This is a genomic window from Micromonospora jinlongensis (assembly GCF_013410645.1).
GTDB classification, from domain to species: Bacteria; Actinomycetota; Actinomycetes; order Mycobacteriales; family Micromonosporaceae; genus Micromonospora; species Micromonospora zamorensis.
Genome location: NZ_JACCHK010000001.1, coordinates 3,348,476 through 3,366,654, shown reverse-complemented (window position 1 = coordinate 3,366,654; position 18,179 = coordinate 3,348,476). Strand labels below are relative to the sequence as shown.

The 18,179-nt window shown below is 71.0% G+C and carries 16 protein-coding genes and 2 tRNA genes; 12 read left to right on the top strand and 6 right to left on the bottom strand.

What is annotated here, in order from left to right; genetic code table 11:
• Window positions 1-13 precede the first annotated feature (13 nt).
• Both HNR22_RS14715 and HNR22_RS14710 read left to right on the top strand, forming a co-directional pair.
• Complete coding sequence (locus HNR22_RS14715) at window positions 14-262, top strand: hypothetical protein (protein WP_179780862.1); 249 nt, start codon at window positions 14-16, stop codon at window positions 260-262.
• Between the two features lie 131 nt (window positions 263-393).
• Complete coding sequence (locus HNR22_RS14710; protein WP_030490434.1) at window positions 394-759, top strand: WhiB family transcriptional regulator; 366 nt, start codon at window positions 394-396, stop codon at window positions 757-759.
• 293 nt (window positions 760-1,052) lie between these two features.
• Here the strand turns inward: HNR22_RS14710 and HNR22_RS14705 are convergent, their stop codons facing one another.
• The 3 genes from HNR22_RS14705 to HNR22_RS14695 all read right to left on the bottom strand — a co-directional run bounded on the left by HNR22_RS14705 (window position 1,053) and on the right by HNR22_RS14695 (window position 3,894).
• Window positions 1,053-2,399, bottom strand: coding sequence for an AarF/UbiB family protein (locus tag HNR22_RS14705; RefSeq protein ID WP_179780861.1), 1,347 nt, complete (start codon window positions 2,397-2,399; stop codon window positions 1,053-1,055).
• The gene (locus HNR22_RS14700) at window positions 2,396-3,508 is read right to left on the bottom strand and encodes a TOMM precursor leader peptide-binding protein (RefSeq protein WP_179780860.1); all 1,113 of its coding nucleotides are present in this window, start codon (window positions 3,506-3,508) and stop codon (window positions 2,396-2,398) included. The genes HNR22_RS14705 and HNR22_RS14700 overlap by 4 nt, the downstream gene beginning before the upstream one ends.
• A gap of 215 nt (window positions 3,509-3,723) precedes the next feature.
• Window positions 3,724-3,894, bottom strand: a complete 171-nt coding sequence (locus tag HNR22_RS14695; protein WP_167457767.1) for a DUF5679 domain-containing protein — start codon at window positions 3,892-3,894, stop codon at window positions 3,724-3,726.
• Between the two features lie 513 nt (window positions 3,895-4,407).
• Between HNR22_RS14695 and HNR22_RS14690 the strand changes: the two genes are divergently transcribed.
• Together HNR22_RS14690 and HNR22_RS14685 are read left to right on the top strand one after the other, a co-directional pair.
• Window positions 4,408-4,938 carry a M48 metallopeptidase family protein gene (locus HNR22_RS14690; RefSeq protein ID WP_179780859.1) on the top strand — a complete coding sequence of 177 codons (531 nt, stop codon included), beginning with the start codon at window positions 4,408-4,410 and terminating at the stop codon, window positions 4,936-4,938.
• 261 nt (window positions 4,939-5,199) lie between these two features.
• Entirely contained in the window at window positions 5,200-5,808 is a 609-nt protein-coding gene (locus HNR22_RS14685) for a glycosyltransferase family protein (protein ID WP_179780858.1), read from the top strand.
• A 332-nt stretch (window positions 5,809-6,140) separates the two neighbouring features.
• Here HNR22_RS14685 and HNR22_RS14680 read toward each other — a convergent pair whose 3' ends face one another.
• A complete protein-coding gene (locus HNR22_RS14680) occupies window positions 6,141-7,430 on the bottom strand; it encodes a zinc-dependent metalloprotease (RefSeq protein WP_179780857.1) in 1,290 nt (429 codons plus the stop codon).
• 114 nt (window positions 7,431-7,544) lie between these two features.
• On the opposite strand from HNR22_RS14680, the gene HNR22_RS14675 reads away from it, so the two are divergent.
• From HNR22_RS14675 to HNR22_RS14645, 7 genes are all read left to right on the top strand, one after another.
• Window positions 7,545-8,558: a YlbL family protein gene (locus HNR22_RS14675; RefSeq protein ID WP_179780856.1), complete on the top strand. Its 1,014-nt coding sequence runs from the start codon at window positions 7,545-7,547 to the stop codon at window positions 8,556-8,558.
• Window positions 8,559-8,654: 96 nt separating this feature from the next.
• Window positions 8,655-11,645, top strand: coding sequence for a UPF0182 family membrane protein (locus tag HNR22_RS14670; RefSeq protein ID WP_179780855.1), 2,991 nt, complete (start codon window positions 8,655-8,657; stop codon window positions 11,643-11,645).
• A 188-nt stretch (window positions 11,646-11,833) separates the two neighbouring features.
• Entirely contained in the window at window positions 11,834-12,343 is a 510-nt protein-coding gene (locus HNR22_RS14665) for a SigE family RNA polymerase sigma factor (protein WP_179780854.1), read from the top strand.
• Window positions 12,333-13,280 (top strand): hypothetical protein, encoded by a 948-nt coding sequence (locus tag HNR22_RS14660; RefSeq protein ID WP_179780853.1) that lies wholly within the window; start codon window positions 12,333-12,335, stop codon window positions 13,278-13,280. Before HNR22_RS14665 ends, HNR22_RS14660 begins: the two co-directional genes overlap by 11 nt.
• A gap of 83 nt (window positions 13,281-13,363) precedes the next feature.
• Window positions 13,364-13,437 (top strand) — tRNA-Met (locus tag HNR22_RS14655).
• 123 nt (window positions 13,438-13,560) lie between these two features.
• Window positions 13,561-13,634: transfer RNA gene (locus HNR22_RS14650), tRNA-Met, on the top strand.
• 338 nt (window positions 13,635-13,972) lie between these two features.
• A complete protein-coding gene (locus tag HNR22_RS14645; RefSeq protein ID WP_179780852.1) occupies window positions 13,973-14,221 on the top strand; it encodes a hypothetical protein in 249 nt (82 codons plus the stop codon).
• 56 nt (window positions 14,222-14,277) lie between these two features.
• Here HNR22_RS14645 and HNR22_RS14640 read toward each other — a convergent pair whose 3' ends face one another.
• Entirely contained in the window at window positions 14,278-15,609 is a 1,332-nt protein-coding gene (locus tag HNR22_RS14640) for an ABC transporter substrate-binding protein (RefSeq protein ID WP_343059819.1), read from the bottom strand.
• 138 nt (window positions 15,610-15,747) lie between these two features.
• Here HNR22_RS14640 and HNR22_RS14635 point away from each other — a divergent pair, with 138 nt between their 5' ends.
• Complete coding sequence (locus tag HNR22_RS14635) at window positions 15,748-16,581, top strand: phosphoribosylaminoimidazolesuccinocarboxamide synthase (protein WP_099848396.1); 834 nt, start codon at window positions 15,748-15,750, stop codon at window positions 16,579-16,581.
• 15 nt (window positions 16,582-16,596) lie between these two features.
• Here HNR22_RS14635 and glpK read toward each other — a convergent pair whose 3' ends face one another.
• Window positions 16,597-18,081 (bottom strand): glycerol kinase GlpK, encoded by a 1,485-nt coding sequence (glpK, locus tag HNR22_RS14630; protein WP_179780850.1) that lies wholly within the window; start codon window positions 18,079-18,081, stop codon window positions 16,597-16,599.
• Between the last annotated feature and the right edge of the window lie 98 nt (window positions 18,082-18,179).

Here is an 18,179-nt window from a genome sequence, read left to right as displayed (position 1 = left end):
GGAGGTGGCACCCGTGGAGATCTTCACCTATGAGCGTCTGGCGGCGATGCCGTCTGTCCACGCTCCGCTGTCGGCTGTCCGGGTGGCCCTCGCGGCTGCACGACCGTCGGTTCCGCAGGTGCACCAGGTTCAGACCGAGCTGAGCCTGACCCTCGCACCAGTCGGAGTCGAGGGGACCAGTGGCTCCACGGGCAATGGCATCCAGATCGCCAAGAAGCGCATGGATGTCCGCGGCGTTCCACCTCGAGGTAAACCGGTCTGACCATCAGACACCGGCTCACCTCGAGGCCGCGGAACCCGCTTACCGGGATCCGCGGCCTCAATTTTTTGCCCGCCGTAAGTACGTCGGAATGCGATCCACGAGATCGAATGTGAGAGAGAGGTGACCGGGAGATGAGTCTGGCGTTGGCCCCACTCGACATGAGCGTCGAGATGGAGGCGAACCTGCCCTGCCGGAAGTTCGACCCCGACCTGTGGTTCTCCGACTCGCCCACCGAGCTCGAGCTGGCCAAGTCGCTCTGCGGGGACTGCCCGCTGCGCGTCGAATGCCTGGCCGGAGCCGTTGAGCGAGCGGAGCCCTGGGGCGTCTGGGGCGGCGAGATCTTCGAGCGTGGCGCGGTCGTCCCGCGTAAGCGGCCCCGTGGCCGTCCGCGTAAGGAGGACGTCGCTCGTGACGCCGAGCTTCGCGTCGAGGCCGAGGCGCGCCTGGCGGCCAGTGGGCTGTCCGAGGTGCGTGGCGCGGTCCGGCTGGCAGCCTGACGTGTTCCCGATCCGTACCAACTACGCCGGTGTCACACCGGCAGTGAGTGAGAAGACGATGTTCAACGTCCCGAGTGGAGCCTTCGAGATGCAACTACTCCACGAAGCGTTGTCCCGGGCTCGAATGCGGCGGCCTCAGGCCGGTCGTACCACCACGAGCACTGAGGCAACCCGATCCGCCCGTACCGTCGCCATGAACAGCCGCAACCAGACGGCACGCGACCTGGGCGTTCTCTAGTACCACCGCACACAGAAGGGCGGGTGCCGACCGGCACCCGCCCTTCTGGACGTCCTCAGGCAACCGGGGCGAAGCCGGGCAGCCAACGCTCCAGGATGCTGCGGTACGGGGCCTTCGCCTCCAACTGGCAGAGCACCCCGATCGAGCCGAGCGTCACCCGGTGGATCAGCAGGTACGACGGCGGCAGGTTGAGCTGCCTGCTCAGCTGGTACGTGGGGGAGCGCGGGCTGGCGAGTCGACCCGCCTCGGCCCGCAGCCAGGCCCGGGTGAACCGGAACCCGTCCGCCGCGATGGGCTCCAGCATCGGACGGATGAAGTCGAGCACCCCCTCGGCGTCGATCTGCTCGGTGGCGCCGATGAAGCCCTCCGAGCGCAGACCCGCCACCACCTCGTCGGCGTCGCCGCGCAGGGCCATCGCGGCGATGCGACCGATCGGCTCCGGCGTGCCCTCCGGCATCCGGGCCACCGCACCGAAGTCGATCACCCCGAGTCGGCCGTCGGGCAGCAAACGGAAGTTTCCCGGGTGCGGGTCGGCGTGCAGCAGCCCGGCCCGCTGCGGAGCGGAGAGGTGCAGGGTGGCCATCAACCGGCCCGCCTCGTCCCGCTCCTCCTCGGTGCCCTCGCGGATGATGTCGGCCAGCGGGGTGCCCGTCACCCACTCGGTGACCAGCACCCGGGGGGCCGCGTTGATCACCTGTGGGATGTAGATCTCCGGGTCGTCGGCGTACGCGGCGGCGAAGGCGCGCTGCGACTCGGCCTCCAGCTCGTAGTCCAGTTCCTCGGTGATCCGCTCGCGCAGCTCGACCAGGAGGGGCTTGACGTCCAGACCGGGCTGGATGGCCCGGAACATCCCGCCCAGCCGGGAGAGCTGCTTGAGGTCGGAGAGCAGCGCTTCACCGGCGCCGGGATATTGGATCTTGACCGCCACATCGCGGCTGTTCGGTGCGCCGGACTCGTCGAACCCCGGCTCCCGCCACCGTGCCCGGTGTACCTGGCCGATGCTTGCGGCGGCGGCCGGGGTGTCGTTGAACTCGACGAACAGGTCCCGCCAGTCGGGGCCGAGCTGCTCGGCCAGCACCTTGTGCACGCTGGCGACCGGCAGAGGTGGTGCCGCCTCCTGGAGCTTCGTGAGCGCCTGGCGGTAGGGCGCCGCGACCTCCTCCGGCAGTGCCGCCTCGAAGACCGACAGCGCCTGGCCGAACTTCATCGCCCCGCCCTTGAGCTGGCCCAACACGCTGAACAGCTGCTCGGCGGTGCGCTGCTGGATCTCCGCGGAGATCACGTCGGAGGCGAGCCCGGTGACGCGCTTTCCCATGCCGAGAACGGTCCGGCCGGCGAAGCCGAGCGGCAGGGCGGCGAGCTTGGCGGTGCGGGACACGGCGCGGCGCGGGATGTCGGTCACACCGTCATTGTTACCGACCGGAGGGCTCCGCTGCTGGTCTGCGGCCGGGCTGGTGCGGACACTCGACCCCGCGAGCACCCGCACGCCGGGTGTGGCGGCCAGCCCCGACGGCGGAAACGGCCCGCGCCGGTGATCTCCATGGCCCCACCGAGGGTCTCCGGCTGACCGCCGTCGAGCTGCGTCAGCGCCTCTGCCAGCGCGTACCCGATGGCTGCCAGCAGCGTGCTGGTCGCGCCGGCGGCGACCGGGTCGGTGGCGGCGAGTTGCGCGGCGAGCCGCGGCCAGTCCGGGTCGCGGTCGGCCCGGTGCAGCTCGACGCAGTGCAGGCAGGGCCCGGCCGGTGGGCGGACCAGCGGCCCGACGACCGGTACGCCCTCGCGCAGCGTGACCAGCAGGTGTGGCTGCCGGCGTTGGGCCAGACCGGCAGCGACCAGCGCGGGTGGCCGGTCCGTGCCGAGCTGGATCACCAGGTCCACCCGGGTGGCCCGGCCCCGCTGGGTGCCGGTGCCCGGTGCGACGCGGTTGACCGCGGCCCGCACCGCCGGTGCCAGCGGGTGGCCCAGCTCGGTGGCGGGGATTCCCGTGCCGACGAGGTCGACGGGGCGGACCGGGCCGGTGAGGTGGGGGATCACCTGCCCGACGCCGGCCTGGGCCAACGCCACCGTCAGAGGCCCGCCGAGCGCCCCGGCGCCGGTGAGCACGACCCGGGTGGTCCGCCGACGGCGCAGGACCTGTGCGGGGGTGCCGGGCAGTCGAGCGGCGGCCAGGGCCAGCGCGCCGGCCTCCGCCGCCAGCCGGGCGCGGACCGGGCCGGCCAGGTCGCGGGGGAGCAGGCTGTGTGCGGGCACCAGCAGGCCGGCCGTACGCAGGGCGTCGAGCAGCGTACGTGCCTCGTCGGCGGTGACCCGGACGGTGGCCGCGTGCGCCAGGACGGAGCGTTCGCTGCGGGTGCCGTCGAGCAGGTCGAGCAGATGGGCGGCTCGGGGATTGGCCAGCTCCAGCAGCACGGCGGGCCCCGGGCCGACGCCGAGCTGGAGGGTGTGCCGGTCCCGCCAGAGCCGACTGAGGCCGGGCAGCAGCGTGGGACGGGGCAGTACGGTGCGGCTCATGGTCACCAATCGTGACCGTGACTTCGCGTTCGGTCGATCGTTGTCCACAGGCGCCCAGGCCGCTGTCCAGCGTTGTCCACAGGCTTTGGTGGGTTTTCCACAGGCCGCCGACGAGGCTGTCGGTCACCCGACAGGCGGTCAACGTCCCGCCGACCGCCCGAAACGGCAACGGGGCGGGGTGGCCACCGGCCACCCCGCCCCCGTCACCCGTACGGTCAGACCTTGGCCTTGCCCAGGATGCGGTTCACTGTTGTCCCGCAAACCGGACACTTGCCCTTGGCCATGTTCATTCCGGTCTTCGAGACCTCGACGTGTCCCTCGAAGTCCCGCTTCTCCTTGCACTTGACGCAGTAACCGTTGTAGGTCGTCTGGGCCTGGTCGGCCACGGTGCCCTCCTCGTCTCGTCCGCCGGTCAATGCCGTCCCGGCGGGGTGCCCGGCGGCGGGCCACACGGGGCGCCGGCGCTGGGTCTCACTCCGCGGCCACCTTCGTGACCGCTGGTTCGCGGACCCTACCCAGGTCTGGGCAGTTCCATGTCAGCTGTGCATCGACACTGTGAGCAAGTCGACGTCGAGAGTGTGCATGGCGAAATAGGTCGGATAAGTCAGTTTGGCGGGGACACGCCGACCAAACCCTCACAGCCACCCGTGCGAGTGCCCCCCGCGCGGCCTCCGCGCCGGTGATCACCTACGGTGGAGAGGCGTCGTGTGACACCGCCATCGGCGTTCACGAAGGGTGACGAGATGGCGCGGCGGGGCCGTCGTCAAGAAATTTTCCGGACGCCTGGCGACCAATCACCATTTTCCGGGCGCGTGTCGCGCGGTTGACCCTTGCGGACCCCTGGTCAGTACGCATTAGCTTTCCTTCGTGACACGTAGCCGAGGCTGCGCGGGCCAGTGATGGCGGGGACGCGCAAGCCGGTCGTCGAGGTGCGGCGCAGCCAGCGCCGACGACGCACGGTGTCCGCGTACCGTGACGGCGAGCGGGTCGTCGTTCTCATCCCGGACCAGTTCTCCCGAGCCGAGGAGAGCGAGTGGGTCGACCGCATGCTCGCCCGGCTCGCCGCCCGGGAGGGGCGCCTGGCCCGCTCCGACGCCGAGCTGCTGGCCCGGGCCACCCGGCTCATCGACCTCTACCTGGCCGAGTACCCCACGAAGGCACTGCCGGCCAGCGTCCGATGGGTCACCAACCAGAACGGCCGGTGGGGCTCCTGCACCCCTGCCGACCGCAGCATCCGGATCTCGCACCGAGTTCAGGAAATGCCCGACTGGGTGATCGACTACGTGCTGTTGCACGAGCTGGCGCACCTCATCGTGCCCAGCCACAACGCCCGGTTCTGGGCGTTGGTCGGCCGCTACCCGAAGGCGGAACGCGCCCGCGGCTACCTCGAAGGCGTAGCCGCTGCCTCCTGCGCACCGCTCCCCACCTGATCCACAGACCCCGAGTCTCAGGGCTGCCGCACGCCGAGCCCTCGGAAAGCCCCGCCGCCCCGGGCGCCGTCCCGCCCCGCGCCCCGCGCCCCGTCCCGCGCCCCGCGCCCCGCGCGCCGGCATGATCGACTCGCCTTCCTGGAAACCGGGCTATCGATGCCCTCCGGACACCGCGGTTTCAATGAATCCGAGTCGATCATGCCCGGTGTGCCCGGTCCACGCAGGCGAGCGGGTGGTCGGGGTGGGCGCTAGGGTCGGGGGGTGGCACGACGGGTGGTAGTGGCGTTGCTCGGGCCGGTTCCCTGGTCGCCGCCGGGCGTCGACCGGGCCGAATGGCGAGCGGCTCTCGCGGAAGATGTCATCGACCTGCTCGCCACGCTCAACGAGGTGGAGATCGCCGTCGCGGTCACCCCGGCCGACCGAGCCCTCGCCGACGCGCTGGTCTGGCCCGGCACCGCGGTCTACGAGGTGGCCGAGCCGACTCCGAACGCCGTGTTCGCCGCGCTGGAGGGCTACGACCAGGCGGCGGTGCTGGTCGGGGACGTGCCGGACCTGCCCGCGCTGACTGTCGGCAAGCTGCTGCGCCCGCTCACCACCCGACCCGTCGCGGTGGCTCCGGTCGACGGCGGCGGTCCGGGCCTGCTCGGGGTGGCTGTGCGGCTGCCCGTGCCGGGCTGGCTACCTCCGCTGCACCTGGACACGGCAACGCCGACGGACGTTCGTTCCGGTGCCCCTCGACCGGGGGACGTGGCGGTCACCGCCGGCTGGCGGCGACTGCGCGGCCCGGCCGACCTGGCCACGCTGGACCCGGCCTTCGAGGGTTGGGAGGCGACCCGCGCCCTGCTCTCCGGCTCGGGCCGACCCGCCTGACCGGCACGCTTCCCGACCGAGGGCCGTCACCTGCTGCCCAGCCAGGGCCAGCTGCACGGCCGGGCGCCCGCCGTCGAACAGTGCGGAAACTCGGTTTCAAGCATCACGAGCCCAGCTTCGCCGGGCCCAGGCATGACGAGCCCAGCTTCGCCGGCCCAGGCATGACGAGCCCAGCTTCGCCGGGCCCAGGCGTCATGCACCAGGGCCACGGCCCAGGCGTCATGGCACCAGGGCCACGGGCCCAGGCGTCGCAGGCCCAGGCGCCACCACCCCAGGGTGACGGGCCCAGGCCCCGGCGTCGCGGCCCAGGCCCAGGCGTCACGACCCAGGTTTCAGGACTTGGTGTCGTCCTCGCCGTCGGTCTCGTCGGGCTGGCCCGGGGACTTCTCCTCCACCCCACCGGGGGCGGTGAAGTCGAAGCTGTCCAGCTCGCTGAGGTCCATGTCGTTCATCGCGAAGGCGACCGGGTCGGCGAAGTCGTCGTCCGACGGGAGCAGGTCCGGGTGGCCCCACACGGCGTCGCGGCCTTCGATGCCGCGGTGCTGGGTGAGCGCGGCCCAGAGTGCCGCGGCCTCGCGAAGGCGCCGTGGGCGCAGCTCCAGGCCGACGAGTGCGGCGAAGGTCTGCTCGGCGGGGCCACCGGCGGCACGGCGACGGCGGAACGCCTCACCGAGCCGGACGACGTTGGGCAGCCGGTCGCTGGCGGCGCTGTCCACGACGTGGCAGACCCAGCCCTCGACCAGGGCGAGTGCGGTCTCCAGTCGGGCCAGTGAGGCCTTCTGCGCCGGAGTGTCCTCCGGGGTGAAGATGCCCTCCAGGGCGATCGCCTGCATCGACTCCGGGTCGGTCGGGTCGACCCGGCCCATCGCCTCCTCGATCGCCTCCCGGTTGACCCGGATGCCTGAGGCGTACATCTCGACCGCGCTGAGCACGTGACCGCGCAGCCACGGGACGTGCTGGAACAGCCGCTGGTGGGCGGCCTCACGCAGCGCCACGTACAGGCGGACCTCGTCCTCGGGAAGCTCCAGGCCCTCGCCGTACGCCCGGATGTTGGCCGGGATCAGCGCGGCCGTGCCGGCCGGGCCGAGCGGCAGCCCGATGTCGCCGGCGGAGAGCACCTCCGCAGCGAGCGAACCGAGGGCCTGACCCAGCTGACCGCCGAAGAGCGCGCCGCCGAGGGAGGCCACCATCGACTGCATCGGACCGAGTTGGGCGCGGGCCTCCGGTGGCACCAGGTCGCCCATCGCGCCGACCATCCGGCTGGCCACCGGGTCGCAGAGCTTGCGCCACACGTCCAGCGTCTTGAAGATCCACTCATTGCGGTTCCAGGCGACCGGGGACTGGATGCCGGACGGCCACGCCGAGGCGGGCTCCAACCACAGATCGGCCAGGCGCAGCGCCTCCTCGACCGCGTTGCGCTCATACGGTGACACCGCCGGGTCGCCGGCGGCCGCGAGCTGGCTGGCTGCTACCTGCCGGGCCAGGTCCCAGTTGACCGGCCCGCTGCCCGGCGCGGAGAGCAGGTGCTGCAACTGCGACATGAACTGCTGCATCTGCGCGGGATCGTTGGGGTCTGGTGGTTGACCACCCGGGAGCGCGAAACCGAACGGAATATCAGGCACGACGTCTACGGTACGCGGACCGCGCCCCAGGTCGCCGCCGCTGGCGTTGCGCTGAGGGCGAAGTCGCGTGCGCATCCGGCAGGAGGCGTCCGGTCGGTCGGTACGCTCTGCGGCATGAGACGTCGTGGCCTGACGGTCCTGCTCGGTGCCCTGTTCACCGCCCTGCTGAGCATCGGGGTGCTCCGGGTTCCGATCCCGTACGTGGTGCTGGGTCCGGGCCCGACGGTCAACACCCTGGGTACGGCCGACGGCAAGGAGGTCATCCAGGTCACCGGGCGGGAGACCTCGACCTCCGCCGGTCAGCTGCGGTTGACCACGGTGGGTGTGCAGCCCACGGTGCGGTTGCGCGGGGCGATCGCGGGCTGGTTCTCCGACGACGAGGCGGTGGTGCCACGCGAGCTGGTCTACCCGCCGGGGGAGTCGACGGAGCAGGTCGAGCAGCGCAACGCCGAGGACTTCAAGGCGTCCCAGACCAGCGCGGAGACCGCCGCGCTGCGGGAGCTGGGCTTTCCGGTGCAGGTGGTGATCAAGACGGTGTCCGGTGACGGGCCGGCCGCCGGGGAGTTGAAGGCGGGCGACGTGATCACCTCCGTCGACGGTCAGCCGGTGCCGGTGGCCGCGAAGGTCACCGAGCTGGTCCGGGCCAAGCCGGCCGGTACGGCGTTGACCATCGGCTACACCCGGGACGGCGTGCCCGCCACGGTGGCCGTGACCAGCCGGGAGCAGGACGGTCGGCCGCGGATCGGTGTCGAGATCGACCAGCAGCAGCCGCACCCGTTCACCCTCGGCATCGACCTGGAGGACATCGGTGGGCCGAGCGCCGGTCTGATGTTCGCCCTGGGCATCGTGGACAAACTGACCCCGGCCGATCTCACCGGCGGTCAGATCATCGCCGGCACCGGCACCATTGACGACGAGGGCACCGTCGGCCCGATCGGCGGGATCGCCCAGAAGTTGGTCGGCGCCAAGCGCGCCGGGGCGAAGGTGTTCCTGGTGCCGGCGGACAACTGCGCCGAGGCGGTCCGCAATCCGCAGCCGGGTCTGCCCCTGCTGCGGGTGGGTTCGTTGGACGAGGCGATGACCGCTCTGGAGGCGTTGCGCGCGGGTGGTCAGCCGACGCGTTGCTGACCGGTGTGACCGTGCCCCGACACGCTCAGGAACACCCCGTACTCTGGGTGCCTGGTCGGAGCCGATCACATCGAGCGTGCGGAGCCAACAGTGGTAATGCGTAGCAGCAGCCCCCTTCCGAGGATGAGCCGGCGCGGGCGCGTCACCATCGCTGTCCTGGTCGGGGTGTTCGTGCTCTTCACCCTGCTCGGGTGGGGTGTCCAGGCGTGGACCGACTGGCTCTGGTTCGACGAGGTGCGCTACACCGAGGTCTTCACCGGTGTCCTGCTCACCCGGCTGGTGCTCTTCCTCGCCGTCGGTCTCGGCATGGCGGTGATCGTCGGTGGCAACCTGTGGCTGGCCTACCGGTTGCGCCCGCGGCTGCGTCCGCACTCGGTGGAGCAGGCGACGCTGGAGCGCTACCGGATGGCGCTCAGCCCGCGGCTGGGCACCTGGATCGCGCTGACCGCCGCGGTGGTCGGGCTCTTCGCCGGCCTCTCCGCGCAGAACCGGTGGAACCAGTGGCTGCTCTTCCGCAACGGCGGAGACTTCGGGATCAAGGACCCGGAGTTCGGGGTGGACATCGGCTTCTACGTCTTCCAGCTGCCGTTCTGGCGTTACCTGCTCGGCGTCGCCTTCACCGCGGTGGTGCTGGCGGTGATCGGCGCGCTGGCGGTGCACTACCTCTTCGGCGGCGTCCGCCTGCAGGGCGTCGGGGACCGGATGAGCAACGCGGCCCGCGCGCACCTGAGCAGCCTGGTAGCGGTCTTCGTGCTGTTGAAGGCCGTCGCGTACGTGCTGGACCGGCGGGCGATGCTGCTGGAGTACAACGAGGGCGCCAAGTTGTACGGCGCCGGCTACGCCGACGTCAACGCGCTGCTGCCGGCGAAGGAGATCCTGGCCTACATCTCGATCGTGGTGGCGATCGCGATCATCGTGTTCTCCAACGCCTGGATGCGGAACCTGGTCTGGCCGGGGATCTCGCTGGCGCTGCTCGGCGTGTCCGCGGTGGCCATCGGCGGCATCTACCCCTGGGCCGTGCAGACCTTCGAGGTCAAGCCGAGCGCCAAGGACAAGGAAGCGCCGTACATCCAGCGCAGCATCGACGCGACGCGAGCGGCGTTCGGGCTGGGGGCCACCGAGACGACCCCGTACGCGGCGAACAACCTCACCCCACCGGCGAACCTGGCCACCGACACCTCGGTGGTGTCGAACGTGCGTCTGCTCGACCCGCAGCTGGTCAGCGAGACGTACACCCAGCTCCAGCAGGTGCGTGGCTTCTACGACTTCGGCCCCAAGCTGGACATCGACCGGTACGGGGTGAACGGGAAGGTCTCCGACTACGTGGTCGGCGTCCGGGAGATCAACTACGGCGAGCTGACCGACCAGCAGAACACCTGGATCAACCGGCACACCGTCTACACCCACGGGTACGGGCTGGTGGCCGCCCCGGCGAACCAGGTGGTCTGCGGTGGGCAGCCGTTCTTCGTCTCCGGCTTCCTTGGCGAGAAGACCCAGGAGGCGTGCTCCTCGCAGACCGAGCAGATCCCGGCCAAGCAGCCGCGGATCTACTACGGCGAGCGGATGGCGGCCGACGACTACGCGATCGTCGGGCAGTCCGACCCGAACAAGAAGGCCGAGTTCGACCGGCCGGTCGGTGAGGGTGGCGGCGAGTCCTATACCTACACCGGTGAGGGCGGCGTGGAGATCGGCTCCTTCACCCGGCGGCTGCTGTACGCCATCAAGGAGCAGGAGTCGAACTTCCTGCTGTCCGAGGCGGTCAACAAGGACTCCAAGCTGCTCTACGTGCGTAACCCGCGTGACCGGGTGGAGAAGGTCGCGCCGTTCCTCACGCTGGACGGCGACCCGTACCCGGCGGTTGTCGACGGCCGGGTGCAGTGGATCGTCGACGGCTACACCACGGCGGCCACCTACCCGTACGCGGAGAAGGTCAACCTCCAGACCGAGACCACCGACGAGTTGACCAACCGGGGCACCTTCCAGCTGGCCCGGGAGGACGTCAACTACATGCGCAACTCGGTGAAGGCCACTGTCGACGCGTACGACGGCACCGTGAAGCTCTACGAGTACGACGACACCGACCCGGTGCTCAAGGCATGGAACAAGGCGTTCGGTGGTGACCTGGTGCTGCCGAAGGCGGAGATCCCGGTCGAGCTGACCGAGCACCTGCGCTACCCGGCGGACATGTTCAAGGTGCAGCGCAACCTGCTCACCAAGTTCCACGTGACCAACCCGGGTGACTTTTACTCGGCTCAGGACTTCTGGCAGGTGCCCAACGTGCCGGACGCCCCGGACAGCGGCCAGAAGCAGCCTCCGTACTACCTGTTCACCCAGTTCCCGGGGCAGGAGAGCCCGCGGTTCCAGCTCACCTCGGCGGTCACCCCGAACGGCCGGCAGAACCTCGCCGCCCTGATCTCCGGGTCGTACGTCGAGGGGAAGCCCCGCCTGGAGGTGCTGGAGTTGCCGGACCAGACCCGGATCTCGGGCCCGGTGCAGGTGCACCAGCAGATGACCAACAACGCGAACATCCGTCAGCAGCTCAACCTGCTCTCCAGCAACCAGGCCCAGGTGCAGTACGGCAACCTGCTGTCGTTGCCCTTCGCCGACGGCATGCTCTACGTCGAGCCGGTCTATGTGAAGAGCAACCAGCAGGACGCGTACCCGCTGTTGCAGAAGGTGCTGCTCTCCTACGGTGACGGTGGCTCCTTCGTGGCGCTGGCCGACAACATCAACGACGGCATCAAGCAACTGGTCGAGCAGGGTAAGAAGGCCGGGCAGGGCACGTCGCCGCCTCCGACCACCGGGGGCAACCCCACGACCCCGACGCCGACGCCGACGCCCAGCGGGACCGCCACGCCGGCACCGACGCCGAGCGCCAGCATCCCGCCGCCGACCGGCGACCTGGCCGTCGCGGCGGACCGGGTGCAGACCGCGATCACCGAGGTCCGGGCCGCGCAGACGTCCGGCGACTTCGAGCGGTACGGGCGTGCGCTGAAGGCCTTGGACGAGGCGCTCACCGCGTTCCAGCAGGCGCAGCAGGCCGCCGGCACTGCCAGTGGTGGCCCGTCGCCGAGCCCCGGCGGCTGATCCACCACAGCGGGAAGCACGTCTCGGAGCCCCCGCCGTCCGGACCGCACCGGTCCGGACGGCGGGGGCTCCGCCGTGTCCGGTGGTGTGCCCGTTTGTCACCTCACCGACAGGTTCGGTCGGACCGCAACCTGCGGCATCGGTCCGCCGTCCTCATTTGCAACGGGGTGGGATGAGGGGGAGCAGTCGTGAGGGACGCGCAGAGCTTTGATGACTTCTACCGCAGCACGGCGCGGCGGATGGTGCGGTACGGCTGTGCGGTCACCGGCGACCACAACGAGGCGCAGGACCTGGTGCAGGAGGCGTACGCCCGGGCCTGGCGGCAGTGGGGGAGGTTGTCGGCGCATCCGGCGCCGGAGGCGTGGCTGCGGCTGGTGGTGTCCCGCCTGGCGACCGACCGCTGGCGGCGGCTGGGCGGCCTGCGTGGCGCGCTGCGGCTGGCCGGGCCTCCACAGCCGGTCCCTCCGCCCAACGAGGACAGCGTGCTGCTGGTCCAGGCCCTGCGTCAGGTGCCGGCAACCCACCGGCGGGTGTTGGCGCTGCACTACCTGTTCGACATGCCCGTCGAGGAGATCGCCCGAGAGGTCGACGTGCCGGTCGGCACTGTGAAGTCGTGGCTTTCCCGCGGCCGGGCCCGACTCGCCGCGTTGCTGCCCGATCTGGCCGTCGTGGAACTGGAGGCCACCGATGTCGCGTGAACTGTCTGAGATGTACCGGTCCCTCGCCGCCGACGCCGACGCTCGCGATCTGGGCGTCCCCGAGGTGCTGCGGCACCAGGCGGACCGTCGGGCCAGGCTGCGTGCCGCCGGGAGCACCCTTGCCGTGGCCCTGGTGGTCGTGGGCGTGGCTGTCGGGACCCAGGTGGTCGCTCCGCAGTCGGCGACCGTACCCTCGCCGGCCGGCACGCCCACGCCGCCGGCGCCGTCATCCGCGTCGCCGTCGCCGAGCGTGACCGGCGGTCCGGCATCACCGCCCGCCTCGCCGACCCCGCCGGGACGCTCCCCGGGTACGACGGCGACGTCTCCCGGTGTCACCGGTGCGGCGCAGCCCACGACGCCGACCAGCATCCCGGATCGGGCGTTCTTCCGGCTCGCGGCGGCCAACCAGATCGGCATTGCGCCGGAATTCCGGGACCTTGAGGTGCTGCCGAACCTGTGCGGCGCCCGCTTTTCGAGTGAGGGGGCGATCGTGCAGCGTCGGGCCCGGAACGTGGTCTACAAGCTGCCGCAGAATCCCGGTGCGGGGCACGTCCCGGACGGCACGTACACGCACTCCATCACGATCTACCGGGCCGGGCGCGCCGACGACCTGCTGGACGAGCTGCGGCGCGCGGTGCGCGACTGCCCGCAGCAGGAACGGCCAGGTGACAGCGCACCGGTGCTGAGCAGGCAGCGTCTGCTCACCGACACCCGCTATGGCGACGAGTCGGTGCTGTTCGAGATGCGCCGCCCGGATCAGGACGTCAACGGCGACCCGACGGGTGTGGAGGACGTGCGGCTGATCCGGGCGATCCGGGTCGGCGACGTGGTGACCATCCTCTGGGAGCAGGGCTGGGAGAACACCTACAGCCAACGGGCGCAGGTCGACGCGGACAGTGCACGGGCGGTCGCCGCCGTGAAGGTCTGGCTCGGCTGACCGCGGTGGCCGGCTCGCGATCCGGCGGATTCGGATGTCGTTTTGCGGGGCCCGGGGGTGGTGCGCTACGGTTAGCGAGCCGACGCGGGGTGGAGCAGCTCGGTAGCTCGCTGGGCTCATAACCCAGAGGTCGCAGGTTCAAATCCTGTCCCCGCTACGACAGAAAGCCCGTCCCCGGTTCGCCGGGGGCGGGCTTTCGACATTCTGCGGTGTCGGCCGCAGCGGTTGGTGACCCCCGCTGATCATCGCCGGGACGCATGGGTTAGTCTTAACCAGTCGACGCGGGGTGGAGCAGCTCGGTAGCTCGCTGGGCTCATAACCCAGAGGTCGCAGGTTCAAATCCTGTCCCCGCTACAAATGGAAATGACATGAGTCCGGCCCCCACAATGTGGGGGCCGGACTCGTTTGGCGCCTCCGCGGGGGGACGAGACCCCCGCAGGGGCCGGCACCTCGCAGGCACCGGCCCCTCGCGGCGGCGGTGCTGCCGCAGATCTTCGGGTGCGAGAGATCCGAGCACCGTAGGGTTGACCATGGATGGAATCCGACCACCTTGGACGATCCCTGTAAAGATCGTCATCTTTGCCGGCGTTGCCGGAACATTTCGCGCTCCAGGGCACTCCGGAAAGATCTCGGTTCCGTGATTCGGCGCGGACCGACGTGCCGGGGTTGCGTCCTTCGGCGAGGATGGGCACATGTCTTCATTCGGTAAGTGGTGGGGCCGACTCAGCGCGGTCCTCGGTGGGGCCGTTCTGGCGGTCTTCGTGCCCGTCGCGGCCTGGGCGTCCACGGGCACCGGCGAGCTGGTGGTGGAAGCCGCCCGGCGTCGGGGCCGCAGCGGCTTCGGGATCCTTCCGCTGCTCTGCTGCCTGGTGGTGGTCGCGATCATCGTGTTCCTCGTGCTGCGTCTGATGCGCAACCGTCGCGGCGGCCCGCCGCGCTGACCCGGCAGCCGGTCAGGTCGGTCCACGGCGGCGGGCCGTGGGCCGACCTCCGGTCGTCACGCCGCCAGGGCGGCGTTGGCCTGGGCGATGAAACGTGAGGTGGCCGCCCGGGTGCCGGCCCGCTTGACGCGGATGCTCTCCGCGGTGGCGACCAGCAGGGTCCGCACCTTCGCGTGCCCCTTCGGGGGTGGCGCCGGGGCCGGCCCGAGCTGGTCCGCGATGGCCTCTCCGAACGCCGCGGCCCGCTGCTGGGCCGGATCGGTGATGCTGCCCTCGGCGTAGCGGCGGACGGCGAGACTGGCGTTCAGGCCGCGTTCGTGGCCGAGGACGGTGCCGGCCTCGCCATTCGTGGTCAGGAAATTGATCACGTCGGTGACGGTGTCCGGGTGGCGGGTGCCCCGGAACGCTGCCCAGAACATCGAGGCGCGCGCCCACTGCGCACCGGTCGGCCCCGGCAAGCCGACCATGCCCAGCTCGGCCCCGGTGAGCCGCTGCAATTCGGGCAGTTGGTGGGACCACGCGAACGACGCGGCGGTCAACCCGGTCACCACCAGTTGCCGGGACGGCTCGCCGCTGTCGGCCTGCTCGACCAGCGCAGCACCCGGGGTGGCCCGCGCCCTGCGGGCCCGCTGCCACAGCTCGAACCAGGCGATCAGCTGTTCCACGCCGAAACCGAGCTGCTTACCCCGGTAGAGTTCGCCGCCCTGTGACCGCAACCAGAGCCAGAGCGCCCGGTAGTCACCGGATCCGTCCATGGTGCCGGCCACCTGGCCGTCGCTGGCCTCGGTGACCTGCTCCGCCCAGGAGATGTACTCGGCCCAGCTCATGCCGGCGCGCGGTTCCGGCACCTGTAGCTCCCGCAACAACTCCCGGTTGAAGACCACACCCGCGTGGGTCTGCCCGCCGGCCACCGCCATCGTCCGCCCCTCCACCGTGCCGTAGCGGATCAGCCCCTCCGGCAGGCCCCGCAGATCCAGACGGTGGTCGGCGACCCGGTCGGTGAGGTCGAGGATGATCTGGCGTTGGGCGTACTCGGTCAGCATGGCGTCGTCGATCTGGACCAGGTCCGGTACGTTGCCGCCGGCCGCCTGGGTGGCCAGGCGCTCGTAGTAGCCGTCGGCGCCCTGCCAGGTGACCCGGAAGGTGACCCGGGGGTTGCGCTCCGAGTAGAGCCGCAGGACCTTCTCGGTGAGCGTCGCCCGCCTGGGGCCGCCCCACCAGAAGACCGACAGCTCGACCGGCCCGTCCTGGGTCGAGGTGGCGGCGTCGTCGCTGCACCCGGCCAGCCCACCGGAGGCGAGCAGAGGTGCGCCGACCAACGCGGTCAGCAGTCGGCGCCGGCCCGGGTCGGCGCCGAGGCGGTCGAACGGGGGTCGAACAACGGGCACGGGGGTCTCCTGGACCTGCGAGGGCGGCGGTCGGACCATTCACGCAGGCAGTGCACGAAGGTGTCAACGTCCGTCCGGTCACCCCCGGCGAGGGTGGTCGAATCAGGCCTTCCGATGTCGCATGGTGTACTAGGGCGCGTGGAACTTCTGCACTCGGGCAAGGTTCGGGACGTCTACGCCGACGGCGATGACCTGATCCTGGTCGCCTCGGACCGCATCTCGATCTACGACGTGGCGCTGCCGACGCCGATCCCGGACAAGGGTCGCCTGCTCACCGCGCTCTCGCTCTGGTGGTTCGAGCAGCTCGCCGACCTGGTGCCGAACCACGTCATCTCGGCAACCGACGTGCCCGCCGAGTTCGCCGGGCGGGCGATCCGCTGCCAGCGGCTGGACATGGTCCCGGTCGAGTGCGTGGCCCGGGGTTACCTCACCGGCGGCGGCCTGCGGGAGTACGAGCAGACCGGCGCGGTGTCCGGCATAACCCTGCCCCGAGGGCTCGGCGAGGCGTCAATCCTGCCCGAGCCGATCTTCACACCGTCGAGCAAGGCGCCGATGGGCGAGCACGACGAGCCGATCACGTACGACGACGTGGTGGACAAGGTGGGTGAGGCCACCGCCGAGCGACTGCGGCAGATCACCATCGACGTCTACCGGCGCGGCGCCGAGCTGGCCGCCGACCGGGGCATCCTGATCGCCGACACCAAGCTCGAGCTGGGTTGGGCACCGGACGGCACCCTGGTCCTCGCCGACGAACTGCTCACCTCCGACTCGTCGCGGTTCTGGCCCGCCGAGTCGTACCAGCCGGGCCGGGTGCAGTTCTCCTACGACAAGCAGTACGTGCGGGACTGGGCCACCGGCAGCGGCTGGAACAAGCAGGCGCCCGCGCCGGACGTGCCCGACGAGGTCGTCGAGGCGACCCGCGCCCGCTACGTCGAGGTGTACGAGAAGCTCACCGGCAACCGCTGGGAGTGACCGCCGAGTCGGCGGTCACTCCACCCAGTCGAGGGTGCGCTGCACGGCCTTGCGCCAGTTGTGCAGCTCCCGGTCGCGCAGCTCCGGGGTAATGGTGGGCTCCCACTGGGCGTCGGAGCGCCACTTCGCCCGCAGGGTGGCCAGATCCGGCCAGAAGCCGACCGCCAGGCCGGCCGCGTACGCGGCCCCCAGACAGGTGGTCTCGGTGATCCGGGACCGGACCACCGGCACGTCGAGCACGTCGGCGAGGAACTGCATGAGCAGGCCGTTGGCGGTCATCCCGCCGTCCACCCGGAGCCGGCGTAGTGCCACGTCGGAGTCGGCGTCCATCGCGTCGACCACCTCGCGGGTCTGCCAGGCCGACGCCTCCAGCGCGGCCCGCGCCAGGTGCCCCTTGGTGATGTAACCGGTCAGACCGGCGATCACCCCACGGGCGTCGGTGCGCCAGTGCGGGGCGAACAGCCCGGAGAACGCCGGCACCACGTAGCAGCCGCCGTTGTCGTCCACGGTGCGGGCCAACTCCTCCACCTCCGCGGCCGTGGAGATCAGCCCGAGGTTGTCGCGCAGCCACTGCACCAGCGAGCCGGTGACCGCGATCGCGCCCTCCAGGGCGTACGCCGGCGGTTGGCCCTTGATCTGGTAGGCGACCGTGGTGAGCAGGCCGTGCGTGGACGGGACCGGGGTGGCGCCGGTGTTGAGCAGCAGGAAGCTCCCGGTGCCGTAGGTGCACTTCCCCTCGCCCGGCTGGAAGCAGGTCTGCCCGAACAGGGCGGCCTGCTGGTCTCCGAGAGCGCTGGCCACCGGCACCCCGGCGAGCACTCCGGTGGCGGTGCCGTACACCTCGGCGGAGCAGCGGATCTCCGGCAGCATCGCCGCCGGGACGCCCATCGCGTCCAGCAGGTCCGGGGCCCAGTCGAGGGTGGTGAGGTCCATGAGCATGGTCCGGCTGGCGTTGGTCACGTCGGTGACGTGCTCGCCGGTCAGCTTCCAGATCAGCCAGCTGTCCATGGTGCCGAAGAGCACCTCGCCGCGCTCCGCGCGCTCGCGCAGGCCGTCGACCTCGTCCAGCAGCCAGCGCAGCTTCGGGCCGGCGAAGTAGGTGGCCAACGGCAGGCCGGTGCGGGCCCGGAACCGCTCCTCGCCGTACGCCGAGGCCAGCTCCCGCAGCAGCGGCCCGGTCCGGGTGTCCTGCCAGACGATGGCGTTGGCCACCGGGCGACCGGTGGCCCGGTCCCAGACGACTGTGGTCTCCCGCTGGTTGGTGATGCCGACGGCGGCCAGGCCGGCCGGGTCGGTGCCGGCGGCCCGCAGCGCCTCGGAGACCACCTGCTGGACGTTGTCCCAGATCTCCTCGGCGTCGTGTTCCACCCAGCCTGGTTGGGGGAAGATCTGCCGGTGTTCGCGCTGGGCCACGGCGACGATGTCCCCGGCGAAGTCGAAGACGATGCACCGCGAGGAGGTGGTGCCCTGGTCGATGGCGGCGACGTACTGGGGGGTCACCGCAGCACCGTACCCGGACCGGCGTTCGGTGCGACAGGCGTCACGGCCGGTTGCGGCCCGCCGCCGAAGGCTGCCGTCCGGGTCGCCTACGATGTGCG

Bases quoted from the DNA above. Each gene is read 5' to 3' on its own strand.
- HNR22_RS14710 (WP_030490434.1), top strand. From the start codon at position 394: ATGAGTCTGGCGTTGGCCCCACTCGACATGAGCGTCGAGATGGAGGCG.
- HNR22_RS14700 (WP_179780860.1), bottom strand. From the start codon at position 3,508: ATGAGCCGCACCGTACTGCCCCGTCCCACGCTGCTGCCCGGCCTCAGT.
- HNR22_RS14690 (WP_179780859.1), top strand. From the start codon at position 4,408: ATGGCGGGGACGCGCAAGCCGGTCGTCGAGGTGCGGCGCAGCCAGCGC.
- HNR22_RS14675 (WP_179780856.1), top strand. From the start codon at position 7,545: ATGAGACGTCGTGGCCTGACGGTCCTGCTCGGTGCCCTGTTCACCGCC.
- HNR22_RS14670 (WP_179780855.1), top strand. From the start codon at position 8,655: ATGCGTAGCAGCAGCCCCCTTCCGAGGATGAGCCGGCGCGGGCGCGTC.
- HNR22_RS14660 (WP_179780853.1), top strand. From the start codon at position 12,333: ATGTCGCGTGAACTGTCTGAGATGTACCGGTCCCTCGCCGCCGACGCC.
- HNR22_RS14645 (WP_179780852.1), top strand. From the start codon at position 13,973: ATGTCTTCATTCGGTAAGTGGTGGGGCCGACTCAGCGCGGTCCTCGGT.